General features: G+C 68.5%; 13 protein-coding genes. 2 read left to right on the forward strand and 11 right to left on the reverse strand.

Annotation, left to right across the window (positions count from 1 at the left end; genetic code table 11):
* The first annotated feature begins 40 nt into the window (after positions 1-40).
* Entirely contained in the window at positions 41-904 is an 864-nt protein-coding gene (locus ACZ5ZX_RS23460; RefSeq protein WP_465504127.1) for a helix-turn-helix domain-containing protein, read from the forward strand.
* Here the strand turns inward: ACZ5ZX_RS23460 and ACZ5ZX_RS23465 are convergent.
* From ACZ5ZX_RS23465 to ACZ5ZX_RS23515, 11 genes are read right to left on the reverse strand one after another with little or no spacing between them, the layout of a single operon-like run.
* A complete protein-coding gene (locus tag ACZ5ZX_RS23465) occupies positions 898-2052 on the reverse strand; it encodes a CoA transferase (protein ID WP_465504128.1) in 1155 nt (384 codons plus the stop codon). The genes ACZ5ZX_RS23460 and ACZ5ZX_RS23465 overlap by 7 nt on opposite strands.
* Positions 2045-2863, reverse strand: a complete 819-nt coding sequence (locus ACZ5ZX_RS23470; RefSeq protein WP_076167342.1) for an enoyl-CoA hydratase/isomerase family protein — start codon at positions 2861-2863, stop codon at positions 2045-2047. Before ACZ5ZX_RS23470 ends, ACZ5ZX_RS23465 begins: the two co-directional genes overlap by 8 nt.
* Positions 2860-4554 (reverse strand): CoA-transferase, encoded by a 1695-nt coding sequence (locus tag ACZ5ZX_RS23475; protein WP_465504129.1) that lies wholly within the window; start codon positions 4552-4554, stop codon positions 2860-2862. The genes ACZ5ZX_RS23470 and ACZ5ZX_RS23475 overlap by 4 nt, the downstream gene beginning before the upstream one ends.
* Positions 4551-5882, reverse strand: coding sequence for a phenylacetate--CoA ligase family protein (locus tag ACZ5ZX_RS23480; RefSeq protein ID WP_465504130.1), 1332 nt, complete (start codon positions 5880-5882; stop codon positions 4551-4553). Before ACZ5ZX_RS23480 ends, ACZ5ZX_RS23475 begins: the two co-directional genes overlap by 4 nt.
* A gap of 11 nt (positions 5883-5893) precedes the next feature.
* A complete protein-coding gene (locus ACZ5ZX_RS23485) occupies positions 5894-6346 on the reverse strand; it encodes a MaoC family dehydratase (protein WP_465504131.1) in 453 nt (150 codons plus the stop codon).
* A complete protein-coding gene (locus ACZ5ZX_RS23490; protein ID WP_465504132.1) occupies positions 6343-7557 on the reverse strand; it encodes an acetyl-CoA C-acetyltransferase in 1215 nt (404 codons plus the stop codon). The genes ACZ5ZX_RS23485 and ACZ5ZX_RS23490 overlap by 4 nt, the downstream gene beginning before the upstream one ends.
* Complete coding sequence (locus ACZ5ZX_RS23495) at positions 7550-8404, reverse strand: HTD2 family dehydratase (RefSeq protein ID WP_465504133.1); 855 nt, start codon at positions 8402-8404, stop codon at positions 7550-7552. The genes ACZ5ZX_RS23490 and ACZ5ZX_RS23495 overlap by 8 nt, the downstream gene beginning before the upstream one ends.
* A complete protein-coding gene (gene fabG / locus ACZ5ZX_RS23500) occupies positions 8404-9132 on the reverse strand; it encodes a 3-oxoacyl-ACP reductase FabG (RefSeq protein WP_465504134.1) in 729 nt (242 codons plus the stop codon). The genes ACZ5ZX_RS23495 and fabG overlap by 1 nt, the downstream gene beginning before the upstream one ends.
* Positions 9133-9141: 9 nt before the next feature.
* Positions 9142-10290, reverse strand: coding sequence for an acyl-CoA dehydrogenase family protein (locus tag ACZ5ZX_RS23505; protein WP_465504135.1), 1149 nt, complete (start codon positions 10288-10290; stop codon positions 9142-9144).
* Positions 10287-11123: an HpcH/HpaI aldolase/citrate lyase family protein gene (locus ACZ5ZX_RS23510; protein ID WP_465504136.1), complete on the reverse strand. Its 837-nt coding sequence runs from the start codon at positions 11121-11123 to the stop codon at positions 10287-10289. The genes ACZ5ZX_RS23505 and ACZ5ZX_RS23510 overlap by 4 nt, the downstream gene beginning before the upstream one ends.
* Positions 11120-12277 (reverse strand): acyl-CoA dehydrogenase family protein, encoded by a 1158-nt coding sequence (locus ACZ5ZX_RS23515; RefSeq protein ID WP_465504137.1) that lies wholly within the window; start codon positions 12275-12277, stop codon positions 11120-11122. Before ACZ5ZX_RS23515 ends, ACZ5ZX_RS23510 begins: the two co-directional genes overlap by 4 nt.
* Before the next feature lie 91 nt (positions 12278-12368).
* On the opposite strand from ACZ5ZX_RS23515, the gene ACZ5ZX_RS23520 reads away from it, so the two are divergent.
* Positions 12369-13016, forward strand: coding sequence for a GntR family transcriptional regulator (locus tag ACZ5ZX_RS23520; RefSeq protein ID WP_465504138.1), 648 nt, complete (start codon positions 12369-12371; stop codon positions 13014-13016).
* Positions 13017-13143 lie beyond the last annotated feature (127 nt).

A 13143-nucleotide genomic window follows, 5' to 3' on the forward strand; every position in this document is an offset into this window, starting at 1 on the left:
CCCAGGCTCCCGAGTTGCACCTGTTGCGACAATGGGGGGCATGAGCAGCGACGACCACGCCAACGAACTGGGGGAGTTCCTCAAGGCCCGCAGGTCGGAGGTGAGCCCTCGGACGGTCGGGCTGCCCGAGACCGGCGCCAAACGGCGGGTCAAGGGGCTGCGCCGTGAGGAGGTCGCCCTCCTGGCCTCGATCAGCCCCGACTACTACACCCGTATCGAGCAGGGCCGCCGGCAGGCGTCCGCGCCCGTGCTCGACGTCCTGGCGCGAGTGTTGCACCTGGACGACGACGAACGCGAATACCTGTTCGAACTCGCCGGAAAAGAGGCCGAACGACCACGACGCCAATCCGCGCAGAAGGTGTCACCGCAGTTGCTGCGGGTGCTGGATGAACTGACCACGAGTCCCGCACTCGTACTCGGCAGGCGAATGGACATTCTCGGCTGGAATCGGATGGCTTCCGCGCTGCTGGTGGATTTCTCGGCGATCCCGGAAAAGAAGCGGAATTACGTGTGGTTGATGTTCTCCGACCCTGCGTTCCGGAATTTGCACGTCGACTGGGAGGCCATGGCGCGCACCGCCGTGGCGATGCTCCGGATGGAAGCCGGCCGCAACCCGCACGACCAGCGGATGGCCGCCCTGGTCGGCGAACTGTCGATGAAGGACGACGACTTTCGCGCCTGGTGGGGCGATCACCGCGTCACCGCTCGTGAGCGGGGTAGCAAGACGCTCCGCCACCCTGTCGCGGGCGAGTTGACGCTCGACTGGGACGCACTCACCTGTACGAGTGACCCCGAGCAGCAGCTCATCGTCTGGACCGCCGAGCCTGGCAGCGCCGCCCACGACGGCCTCAGGTTCCTGTCGTCATGGGCGGCGAGCGAAGACCGCTCAGCGGCGGATCACTGAAGCCCGAGCTGCAAAAGTTCGGCGTTGTGCTGGCCGACCGACGGCGCCGCGAGGGGTGCGAGGCGGCCGCCGTCGACGAGGATCGGCGACTTCGGGGCCAGGTGGGGGCCGACGCCGGGCTGGTCGATTTCGTCGAACAGGTCGAGGTCGCGCAGGGCGCCGCGGCCGAGTTCCTCGAAGGTCCGGTAGCGCTGCCACAGGATGCGGTGGCGATCCAGCGCGGCGGCGGCCTCGTCGAACGTCGTGCTCCGGAACCAGCGGGCCAGCAGTGTCGAGATCACGTCACGGTGTTCATAGCGGGCGGATTCCCGCGAGAAGTCGATGCCCAGCGACTCGCTGAGTGCGGCGAACGCGGAGGTGAGGCCGGTGGCTGTCAGCAACTTCGTCCAGTGGCGCTCGGTCAGCACCACGAGCATGATCCGGATGCCGTCGGCGGTGAGGAAGTCGCGGCCGTAAGTGCCGTAGACGTCGTTGCCGGATTTGGTGCGGTCGTGGTCGGTGACCTGTGCTTCCGCCAGGTAGCCGAGATTGCCGGCGGTGGCCAGGGCGACGTCTTCGAGGGCGACCCGGATCGCGCGGCCCTGTCCGGTCTCCTGCCGGTGGCGTTCGGCAGCGAGCAGGCCGATCGCCAGGTAGAGACCGGCGGCGATATCCCAGGCGGGCAGCACGTGGTTGACCGGTGCGGGGGCTTCGGCGGAGCCGGTGATCAGCGGGAAACCGCTGCCGGCCTGCACCGTGTAGTCCACCGCGGCGCCACCTCCGGGGCGACCTTCGAGCAGCACGTGGATCACGTCGGGACGACGAGCGGACAGCTCCGCGTAGCCGAGATCCGGATGCCGGTCGGTGTTGCTGACGACGACGCAGGGTCCACCGTGGACGATCAGGTCCACGACCCGCTTACGGTCCACTTCGGACTCCAGGTCGACGGCGACGGCGCGCTTTCCCTTGTTCAGCCCCGACCAGTAGAGACTGGTGCCGGAGTCGGCCAGGGGCCATCGGGTCCGGTCGGCCGCGCCGCCGAGCGGTTCGACCCGGATGACGTCGGCGCCGAGCTGAGCCAAGGTGAGGCCGCACAACGGGGTCGCGACGTAGCTGGAGATCTCGACCACCCGCAAACCCGTGAGCAGCGCCGGGTTCGGGTCAGGCATCGTCGTCCTCCCGCCGGGTGAAGTCAGGCTTGCGGCGTTCGCGGTGGGAGGCGAGACCTTCGCGGACTTCCGGCCCGCCGAAGCCGTAGAACTCCAGCGCCAGTGAGGAATCGAAGATCGCGCCCGCGACCTGCCGGTACCACGCGTTCAGGCTCTGCTTGGTCCAGCGGATGGCGTTCGGGGCGCCGAGGGCCAACTCGCGCGCGACTTCTCGCGCGGTCGGCAGCAGATCGGCGTCCTCGTCGACGCAGAGGGAGACCAGGCCGATCCGCTCGGCTTCCTCGCCGGTCAGCGGACGGCAGGTCATCAGGTAGTACTTCGCCTTCGCCATGCCGCAGAGCAGCGGCCAGCACACGGCGGCGTGGTCACCGGCCGCGACGCCGAGGCGGGTGTGGCCGTCGATGATCTTGGCGGTCTTCGTGACCACCGAGACGTCGGCCAGTACCCCCGCGACGAGGCCGGCGCCGACAGCGGGGCCGTGGATGGCCGAGACGATCGGCTTCGAGCAGTCGATGACGTTGTAGACCAGGTCTCGTGCCTCCCGCATCGTGCGGGTTCGCGTTTCGTAGTCGTTCGACAGCTTCTCGACCAGATCGAACGAGCCGCCGGCCGAGAATCCCTTGCCCTCGCCGCGCAGGAGGACGGCGTTCACGTCCGGATCGCGGTCGAACTCCCGCCAGATGTCGGCGAGATCCGCGTGCGCGGCTTCGCTGACCGCGTTGAGGTTCGGCGCGTCCAGGACGAGTTCGACGACGCCCGCGTCGTCCGGGCCGTCCACCCGGAGGTTCTCGAAACGTGCGTAGCGGCTCATGCGCTTCCCTTCTTGCTCTGACCCAGGAACAGGCCTTCGCGGTCGTACTTGCGGAGCCGGGCCAGGTCGTCGGCGTTCACCTCGGGCAGTTCCTTCAGATCGTCCGCCACCGCGAGCCCCCAGCCGCAGCGCGAACGGGCGTACTCGACGCGTTCGGAAAGTGGTTCGGGACCCGGCGCGACGTGGGTGAGGACGAGTTCGTCATCGCGCCGGGTCAGGATCCCGACGTCGGTCACCACGGCACGTACGCGCGCGCCGGGGCTCGTGACGTAGTCGCAGCGCTCGACGAATCGGCGAGGGCTCATCGTTCCGACGACCAGCGTCTCGTCGGCGTTGGTGACCACGTCGTTCGCGCCACCCGAGCCGACGAGGTGGGGGCCTCCGGTGATCCGGGTCGTGTTGATGTTGCCCAGCCGGTCGATCTCGGCCGCGCCGACACAGGCGATCGACCGCGTGAACGGCCCGTTGACCACCGTGCCGAGCACCTGTTCCGTGTCGAGCAGCATCGACGACGTCGGGAAGTTCGCGAAGCCGAAGATGAACGGATCGCCCGGTGCCGGCGTGTAGTCCCAGAGCCCCAGCTCGGCCGCGAGCGCTACACGGTGACCCTCCGCCTTCGCCGCCTCGACACCCACCCAGGCCGCGAGATTCGCCAGACCCGCACCGGCGAGGACGGCGTCAGCGCCGGTCTCCGCTATCCGTGCCCGGACGAGACCGGCCAGCCAGGTGGCCGCGCGTTCGGCCGGCGTCGCGGGGCCATCGTGCTCGCCCCGGCCGGTGGGTGGCGTCGGCTCACCGGCGGAGCGGACGAGGGCGTCGAGCCTGGCCTCGCCGAGCTTCGCGAGGTACGCGTCGTGGCTGGCGGGCTCGAGGATCCACTCCCGGATCCAGTCGTCGAACTCCGGTGATCGGCTCGCTTCCCGTGCGGAGATCCAGAACGCGACGTCCTCGGCGTACCCCTCCACCGGCAGCCGTGTGCCTTCTGGACCGGCGAAGACCCCGCCGGGATGCGCTCCGAACGGCGCTTCTACAACGGCGAGTACCCGGTGCGCCGGGACGCGGACCAGCGCCGACCAGGGGCGGAGATCGTCGACGACCTTCTCCACCGTGGCGAGGACGCCCCGGCGGGCGGCGAACGCGCCGATCGACCCCTCGAACATCGGGGGAGCGATCGCGAGATTGCCCTGCCGGTCGGCGACCGCGGCGTGCACCAGCGCGACGTCCGGCACCAGAGGCGAGACCAAGCCCACCCGGCCGAACCGGGTGTCGACCTCCTCGTAGCCTCCGTTCTCTGCCATCGACGAGTCCCGCACGGATCCGGTCACCACGGCGGGCACCCCGGTGGCGGCAGCGCGCAAACGCTGGATGTAGCTCAGGAACGACCAGTTCTCGACCTCGACCGAACCATCGGCGTAGGCCTTCTGGAAGATCGGGTTCGGGGTGAACACTGGGAACGAGTCGCCGGAGTAGACGGTGACGACCTTCTCGACGCAGCCGGAGCGGAACAGCACTGCGCCGAGCGAGGAGAGGCTCGCCATGATCAGCGTGAACTTCGACGGCCTTCCCCAGTGCTGCCGGGCCAGTTCCCGGACCAGCGCGCTCCAGCGGCTGTGGCCCATCATCACGTGCACGGCGTCACCGGCGCGGACGTGCCGCGCGATCGCCTCGTCCAGGCGGCAGAAGTCGGTCATGAGGGCACCCGCTCGACGAGGTTGACCTTCACATGGTCGGGACGCTTCAACGAGCCCTGGGGGACGAAGCCGACAACGGTTTTGACGTTGAGGGCGGACCGGATCCGTTGTTCGATGGTCGCGCGGAGTCCTGCCTGTTGTTCAGGAGTCAGACCGGTGTCCTCCACGACGACCGGGAGCGGGCGTTGCGTCGAATGTCCTTCGAAATCGGCGCGGATCCGCATCTCGCCAGTGGTCAGTTCGGCGACGAGTTGTTTGATCGCCGAAGGGAAGACGTTGATACCGCGAACGATCAGCATGTCGTCGGTGCGGCCGATGCACCGGACCTTGTAGCCGGTGCGGCCGCAGGAACAACCGGTCCCGGTGACGACGACGTGATCACGGGTGCGGAACCGCAGCAACGGGGACGCCTGGCGCCGCAACGCGGTGTAGACGAGTTCGCCTTGCGCGCCTTCGACCGGGGCGATCTGTTCACCGGTGTCGGGGTCGACGAGCTCGGCGATCATCAGGTCGGGGGAGAGGAAGTGCATACCGTCGGCGGCTTCGCATTCACCCCAGTACGTGCAGGCGATGTCCGTACCGCCCAGCATCTCCCGCGACGTCGCGCCCCACAGCGATTCGAGCTTCTCGCGGACCGCGGGAAGGCCACCGCCGGGTTCACCGCCGACACTGATCGCGCGGACACCGAGATCCCGCGCCGGACGGCCGACGATCGCCGGCGCCTGCTCGGCGAGATGGGCGAGAAAGTACGGGGTACCGATGAGTGCGTTGGGGCGCTGATCGGCTTGGACCCGCAGGAGCCGTTCCGCGCCGGCCTCCGCCCCGACCGGGATGTCGACGATCCCCATGTACTGGAGGATCTGCACGATCGGAAGCCCGCCGACGAACCCCTTGCTCATGCCGAAGGCGTGCAGCAGCCGGTCACCCGGGCGGAAACCGTTGGCGTACAACGCTCGCGCGCCGAGTTCACACCAGGTGGCGATGTCGCTCGCCGTCAGGCCGACGTAGGACGGGCTGCCCGTGGTACCGGACGACGCCTGGATCTGCACGACCTCGGACATCTCCGCGGCGATGTGCACGCCCAGCGGCGGGGCGGCGGCGCGACTGTCGCGCAGTTCCTGCTTCTCGGTGAACGGCAGCCCGGCGAGATCGTCCACGGACCGGATCTTCGTCAGGTCGGCGCCGAGCTTCGCTTGATAGAAGGCGCTGTTCGCGGCCAGATAAGCGGCCTGCTCACGCAGGCGTTCGTCCTGGACCGCCCGGGCGACGGCGGGTGGGAGGGTTTCGATCGCACTCCAATACCGTGCGGAAAAGGGTGTGACTGCCATTCCGACCACCTTCAGCTGACGACGACCAGGGTTTCGGCGACGCAGGCCGGTTTGGCCGCACCGTCGAGTTCGACGACGTAACGGGTCGTCACCGTCACCCCGGCCGTTCCGGACCGGAGCTCGGTGAAGGTCGCGCTCGCCCGCAGCCGGGAGCCGACGGGGACCGGCGCCGGGAAACGGACCTTGCCGAGGCCGTAGTTGATTCGCGCCGTGCCGAAATCCAGCCGGTACAACTCCTTGGCGAACCTCGGGATGAGCGACAGGGTGAGGAACCCGTGCGCGATGGTCGTGCCGAACGGGCTGGTCGCGGCGCGTTCGGGATCGGTGTGAATCCACTGATGGTCGCCGGTGGCACCGGCGAACGCGTCTATCCGCGCCTGTCCGACCACGAACCAGTCGGTCGGGCCGAGTTCGTCGCCGAGAGCGGCACGGACTTCGTCGGCGGAGGCGAAGACCCGCGTCACGATGCCACCTTCTCGAATACCGCGGCCAGCCCCTGGCCGCCACCGATGCACATGGTTTCCAGCGCGTAGCGCGCGTCCCGGCGGTGGAGCTCGCGGGCCAGTGTGGCGAGGATCCGGGTACCCGTGGCGCCGACAGGGTGACCGAGCGAGATGCCGGATCCGTGCACGTTGAGCCGGTCGAAGTCGGCTTCACCGAAGCCCCATTCGCGAGTGCAGGCCAGGACTTGGGCGGCGAAGGCTTCGTTGAGTTCGATGAGGTCCAGGTCGGCGATCTTGAGTCCGGCTTTGGCGAGCGCGGCCGCGGTGGCGGGAACGGGGCCGATGCCCATGATCTTCGGGGCAACCCCCGCGACGCCGTAGGAGACGAGCCGCACCAACGGGCGCAGACCGAGCTCGGCGGCGCGCTCGGGATGGGTGACGACGCAGACGGCCGCCGCGTCGTTCTGGCCGCTGGCGTTGCCGGCGGTCACGGTCGCTTCAGGGTCTTGTTTACCCAGGACGGGGCGGAGCTTGCCGAGGGTCTCGATGGTGGTGTCGGCACGAGGATGTTCGTCGGTGTCGACGACGACGGTGCCCTTCTTGGTCTCGACCGGGACCGGAATGATCTCCTCGGCGAAAACCCCCGACTTTTGCGCGGCGACCGCGCGCTGGTGCGAGGTGAAAGCGAGCTGGTCCTGTTCTTCGCGGGTGATCCCGTAGTCGCGCCGGAGGTTCTCGGCGGTCTCCAGCATTCCTCCCGCGACCGGGTAATGCTTGCCGCCGGGTGTCGCGCGGCCACGGTTGAGCGCGTCATGCAGCATCACCCCACCGCCTTTGGCGCCCCAGCGCAGGTCGGTGGCGTAGAAGATGACGTTGCTCATGCTCTCCGCGCCACCCGCGACGATGACGTCGCTGACCCCGGCCTGCACCTGGAGGGCGGCTTGCACCACGGATTGCAGCCCGGAGCCACAGCGCCGGTCGACCTGCATGCCGGGCACGGTCACCGGCAGCCCGGCGTCGAGCGCGGCGACACGGCCGATCGCGGGGGCTTCGGCGCTGGGGTAGCAGTGGCCGAGGATGACGTCGTCGATCGCTTCGGGGTCGATCCCGGTGCGCTCCAGGAGGCCGGTGAGCGCGATGGTGGCGAGGTCGGCGGCGGGGACGCTCTTGAGCGAGCCGCCGAAGCGGCCGATCGGGGTCCGGACGGGCTCGCAGATGACGGCGTCACGCATGGGGAATGCCTTCCTCGTGAGATTCGACTTCCAGGCTGGTCCTCGGCGTTCCACCAGGGCCGATCAGCTCCAGCACCGAACCGGTGACCTTGAGCTGGGCGGGTTCGCCGCAGAACAGCGGTGCCTGGTTCCGGTGCCTCAAGCGGCGTACCCGTACCGCGGGCCGGTCCAGACGCAGGGTTTCGGCGAGTGCGAGGGACATCAGTGGGCCGTGCACGACCAGGCCGGGATAGCCCTCGGTGCGGGTGGCGTAAGGCCAGTCGTAGTGGATGCGGTGGGGGTTCGCGGTGGCCGCCGAGAACCGCATCAGCAGCGTCGGGTCGGTGGCGAAGTCCCATGTGCCCGCCTCGATGCGGCGGAACGGCGCGCCGACGGGGGCGAAGTCGGCCGGTTTCGGCTCGGCGGGCGTGCCGCGGTCGCGGTAGATCAGGTCCTGCCGCTCTTCCAAGCACAACGATCCATCTACTGTGGACAGACGGGTGCGCACGACGACGATCACCAGACGACCGGATCGTCCCGACTTCTCCGTCACCGAGTCCACTGAGGATTCGCGGAGCACGGTGGCGCCGATCTTCAACGGGGCGTGGAAGGTCACCTCGCCGCCGGCGAACATCCGCCGCGGCAGGTCCACCGGCGGCAGGAACGTCCCGCGCGCCGGATGCCCATCGGTGCCCAATTCCGACGAGACGGGCCAGCGGGCGAGAGCGACCCAGTGCCACAGCGGCGGCAAGTCGTCGCCGGGCAGCGGGGCGGGCAGCCCGTCGTCGAACACGGCCGCCAGCGCGGCTACCGGCGCCCGATCGACCAGCTCACGGGTGGTGACGGTGTGCGGAGCCCACTGCTCCATCACATGAACCTTCCGCCGGTCACTTCCAGCACCGTGCCGGTCATGTACGACGACAGGTCCGAAGCCAGAAACAGAGCCACCGAGGCGATCTCGCCGACCTCGCCGGCCCGGCCCATCGGGATTTCGGCCATTTTCTGGTCCCACACCTTGGCGGGCATCGCCTCGGTCATCGCGGTGCGGATCAAACCGGGCTGGATCGCGTTGACGCGGACGCCGTGGTGGGCGAGTTCCTTCGCCGCGGCCTTGGTCAGCCCGACGATGCCGGCCTTGGCCGCGGAATAGTTGGTCTGGCCGATCATGCCGACCTTGCCCGAGAGCGACGAGATGTTGACGATCGAGCCGCGGCTGCGTTCGCGCATGATCGCCGCGGCCTTGCGGACGCCGTTCCAGCTGCCCTTGAGGTGCACGTTGATCACCTGGTCGAACTGGTCCTCGGTCATCTTCCGCAGTGTCGCGTCCCTGGTGATCCCGGCGTTGTTGACCAGGACGTCCACCGGGGAGAAGGTGTCTTCGGCTGCTGCGAGCAGTTCGTCCACATCGGACGCTTGGGTGACGTCGCAGCGAACGCCGACACCACCGAGTTTCTCGGCGGCACGTGCGGCCGCGTCGCCGTCGAGGTCGCCGAGCACCACGTGGGCGCCTTCGGCGGCGAACAGTTCGGCGATGGCGAGCCCGATGCCTTGGGCTCCGCCGGTGACGACCGCGGTCCGATCGGTCAGCAAGGACATTGTCGTTCCTCAGATCTTGTGGCGGGCGATGAGCTGGGCGGCGATGACGTTGCGCTGGATCTCGTTGGTGCCCTCACCGACGATCATCAGCGGCGCGTCACGGAAGTAGCGTTCGACGTCGTATTCCTTGGAGTAGCCGTAACCGCCGTGCACGCGGATGGCGTCGAGAGCGACCTGCATCGCCGATTCCGACGCGAAGAGCTTGGCCATCCCGGCTTCCATGTCGGCGCGTTCGCCCGCGTCGAGCTTCGCGGCGGCGTCGAGGGTGAGCAGCCGTGCGGCACGCATCTTGGTGGCCATGTCGGCGAGCAGGTTGCCGACCGACTGATGCTTCCAGATCGGCTTGCCGAACGATTCGCGTTCCTGCGCGTAGCGGACGGCGTCGTTCAGCGCCGCCTGCCCGACACCGAGCGCGCGGGAGGCCACCTGGATCCGGCCGACCTCGAGACCGCGCATCATCTGCGCCCAACCCTGGTTCGGTGTCCCGCCGAGTACGGCGTCCGCGCCGACCCGACGTCCGTCGAAGACGATCTCGCAGGCCTCGACACCGCGGTATCCGAGCTTCGGGAGCTTCTTCGAGATGGTCAGACCGTCGCCGGGCTCCACGAGCAGGACGCTCATCCCGCGATGACTGGGGGAGGCGTCACGATCGGTGACGCACAGCAGCCCGATGAGCCCGGAGTGGGCGGCGTTGGAGATCCAGGTCTTGGCTCCGGTGATCGAGTACCCGTCGCCGTCGGAGGCGGCATGGGTGCGCATCGCCTGCAGGTCGCTGCCGCCCGCGGGTTCGGTCAGCGCCATGGTCGCGCGGATCGTGCCCTCGGCCATTGCGGGCAGGTACTTCTCACGCTGTTCCGGCGTGCCGAAGGTCTTGATCAGATAGGTGATGACGGAATGACCGCCGATCGCACCCGCCAGGCTCATCCAGCCGCGGGCGAGTTCTTCGGTGACCCGGGCGAAACAGGCGGTGCTGACATCGACACCGCCGTACTCGGCAGGGGCAAGTAGCCCGAAGAAGCCGAGCTTCTTCATCTCGTCGATGAACTCGGCCGGATAGACGTCGTCCTCTTCGAACTCGCGGACGCGCGGGCGGACCCGTTCGTCGACGAACTCCGCCACCAGGGCCACCATCTGCTTTTCGTCGTCGGACAGCGTCATCGCCGCAACCCTTCCCTTTCCTGCCGGAGGACGCGCCGCGCGCGATCCAGCACCGGCTTGTCGACCAACTGCCCCTCCACCGCGACCGCGCCGTCCCCGGCCGTGGTGACCACCGAATGAGCCCAGCGGATTTCCTCCCGGGACGGGCGAAGCGCCGCCGCGGCCGCCGAAACCTGCAGGGGATGCACGCACAACTTCCCCGTGAACCCCAGCTGGCGCGCGTAGCGGACGTCACCGGTGAGCCGCTCGGTGTTCCGCAGATCGCCGGTCACCCCGTCCACCGGACCCGGAAGACCGCCCGCCGCAGACGCGAGGACGAGCGCCCCGCGCGCCGGGGCGAGGGCGTCGACGTCCGCGGGATCGACCCCCAGTTCCGCCGCCAGGTCGAAAGTGCCCAGCGCCAGCCGGTGCACATTCGGCACCGACGCGATCTCGCGCGCGTCGAGTACTCCCCGTGCGGTTTCGATCAAGGCGATCAGGACAGGCAACACGCCCAGCTCGCCCGCAGCGGTACGGGCGCTGACCGGATCGGCTTTCGGCAGCATGACGACGCAACGGAACCGGGCCAGCGCGGCGAGGTCTTCGTCGTGCCACGGAGTGCCGGCCGCGTTGACCCGCACCGCGCACTGCGGGTGCTCGCCCAGCCAGGCGACAACCTGCTCGCGCGCGTACACCTTGCGCTCCGGCGCGACGGCGTCCTCGAGATCCAGCACGACGAGGTCTGCTTCGGCCCGCTCCGCCTTGGCGAACCGCTCCGGACGGTCGCCGGGAACGAACAGCAGCGTGGCCGCGTCCCGCACCCGGTTCACCAGACGTTCGGCCCGCGTGGTCATCGCCGGGCTCCGCGCACCAGACCGCCACCGATGATCAGCCGCTGGATCTCGCTGGTGCCCTCGTAAAGCCGCAGAAGCCGCACATCGCGGTAGATCCGCTCGACCGGGAGCTCGCGCATGTAGCCGCTGCCGCCGTGGATCTGCACGGCCAGGTCGGCGACCTTCCCGGCCATTTCGGTGCAGTACAGCTTCGCCGCGGACGGCCCGATCCGCCGGTCCTCACCGGACACGTACCGTTTCGCCGTTTCACGCACCAGCGCCCGCCCGGCCAGCACCCCGGTCTGCTGGTCGGCGAGCATCGCCTGCACCAGCTGGAAGTCCCCGATCGGTGTCCCGCCCTGGGTGGCCGTCGCGGCGTGGGTGACCGACTCGTCCAGAGCGCGCTGCGCGGTGCCGACCGCCAGCGCGGCGATGTGCACGCGCCCGCGGGCCAGCGACGTCATCGCGGCGCGATAGCCGGTGTCCTCGTCACCCCCGACCAGGCTCGAACCCGGCACCCGGACGCCGGTGAACGAGACGTTCGCGGTCCAGGCGCCTTCCTGGCCCATCTTCTTGTCCTTGGCCGCGACCTCGACGCCGGGAGTGCCCGCCGGGACCAGGAAGACGGCGATCCCCGTTCCGGACGCGTCGGCGGGACGGGTGCGGGCGAACACCACGAACAGGCCGGCGATGGGCGCGTTGGTGATGAAGCACTTCTCACCGTCGATCACCCAGTCGTCGCCGTCGCGGACCGCCTTGGTCCGCAACCCCGCCGGATTGGATCCCGCGCCCGGTTCGGTCAGTGCGAACGACGCCACGATCTCACCCGACGCGATGCGCTCCAGCCACTCGGCCTTCTGCTCGTCGGTGCCGAAGTTCACCAGCACCTGCCCGGCGATGCCGTTGTTGGTGCCGAACATCGACCGCAGAGCCAACGCGGTGTAGCCGAACTCCATGGCGAGTTCGACATCCTGCGTCAGGTCGAGGCCGAGACCGCCCCACTCCTCGGGGATTGCGTAACCGAACAGGCCCATCTCGGCCACCTGCTCGCGCAGATCGTCCGGGATCGCGTCGGTGTCCATGATCTCCCGCTCGCGCGGCAGCACCTCCGCGCGGACGAAGTCGCGAACGAGGGTCAGGATCGGCTTGAAGTCCTCGGGGGTCACGGCTGACATACTCCACACTATGCATCATCCCGGCATCGAGCACAAAATATATTTTATCAAGTTCTGATGTGGATCACAGTCCACGGGTTAGCTTCATCCGGTGAGCCGAAGCAATCTGAAGGCGCTCGCCGCCCAGGAGCTCAGGCGGCGGATCTTCGCGGGAGAACTGCGGCCTGGAACCAAAATCGACCAGGACGCAGTCGCGGAGGAACTCGGGATCAGCAAGCTTCCGGTGCGCGAAGCGCTGATCACGCTCGACCACGAGGGCGTCGTCGAGCACATCGCCCGGCGGGGAGCCTACGTCGCCGAGTTGACCCGTGACGACATCCGGGACCAGTACCGGGTGTTCGGCCTGGTTTCCGGTCTGGCGGCCGAGCGTGCCGCGAAGAGCCTGTCGCCGGAGAGCCTTCAGGGACTGGCCGACCTCGCCGACCGCGCGGAATCGTGCGCTGATCCCGCCGAGCAGGAACGGCTCAACTTCGAGTTCCACCGGCGGATCAATCATGGTTCGGATGCACGCAGGCTCATTTCGATCCTCCGTACCCTCGGCAAAACGGTCTCGCACGGGTTCTACGAAGCCCACGAAGACTGGCCTGCGAAAGCATGCGAAGACCACCGCCGGATCGTCGAGGCGTTGCTGGCTCGCTCCGGCGATCGTGCGCGGACAGCGGTGGAGAGGCACTTCGCCGACGGCGCCGAGCGAGCCGTCGCCCTGCTGGAAGCGCAGGGGTTCTGGGACCGCGTTTAGTGAGGGGGTGACGGTGTCGTGGTCGGTACAGGTGGTCGTGTTTTGGGTTTATGGGTTTTAAAAACAAAAACCAAAAAAAAAAAAACCACCCAAACCAGGTGAGGCCCAACAACAATGTCGAGCGGTG

The sequence above is a fragment of the Amycolatopsis sp. NPDC033938 genome (assembly GCF_055575975.1).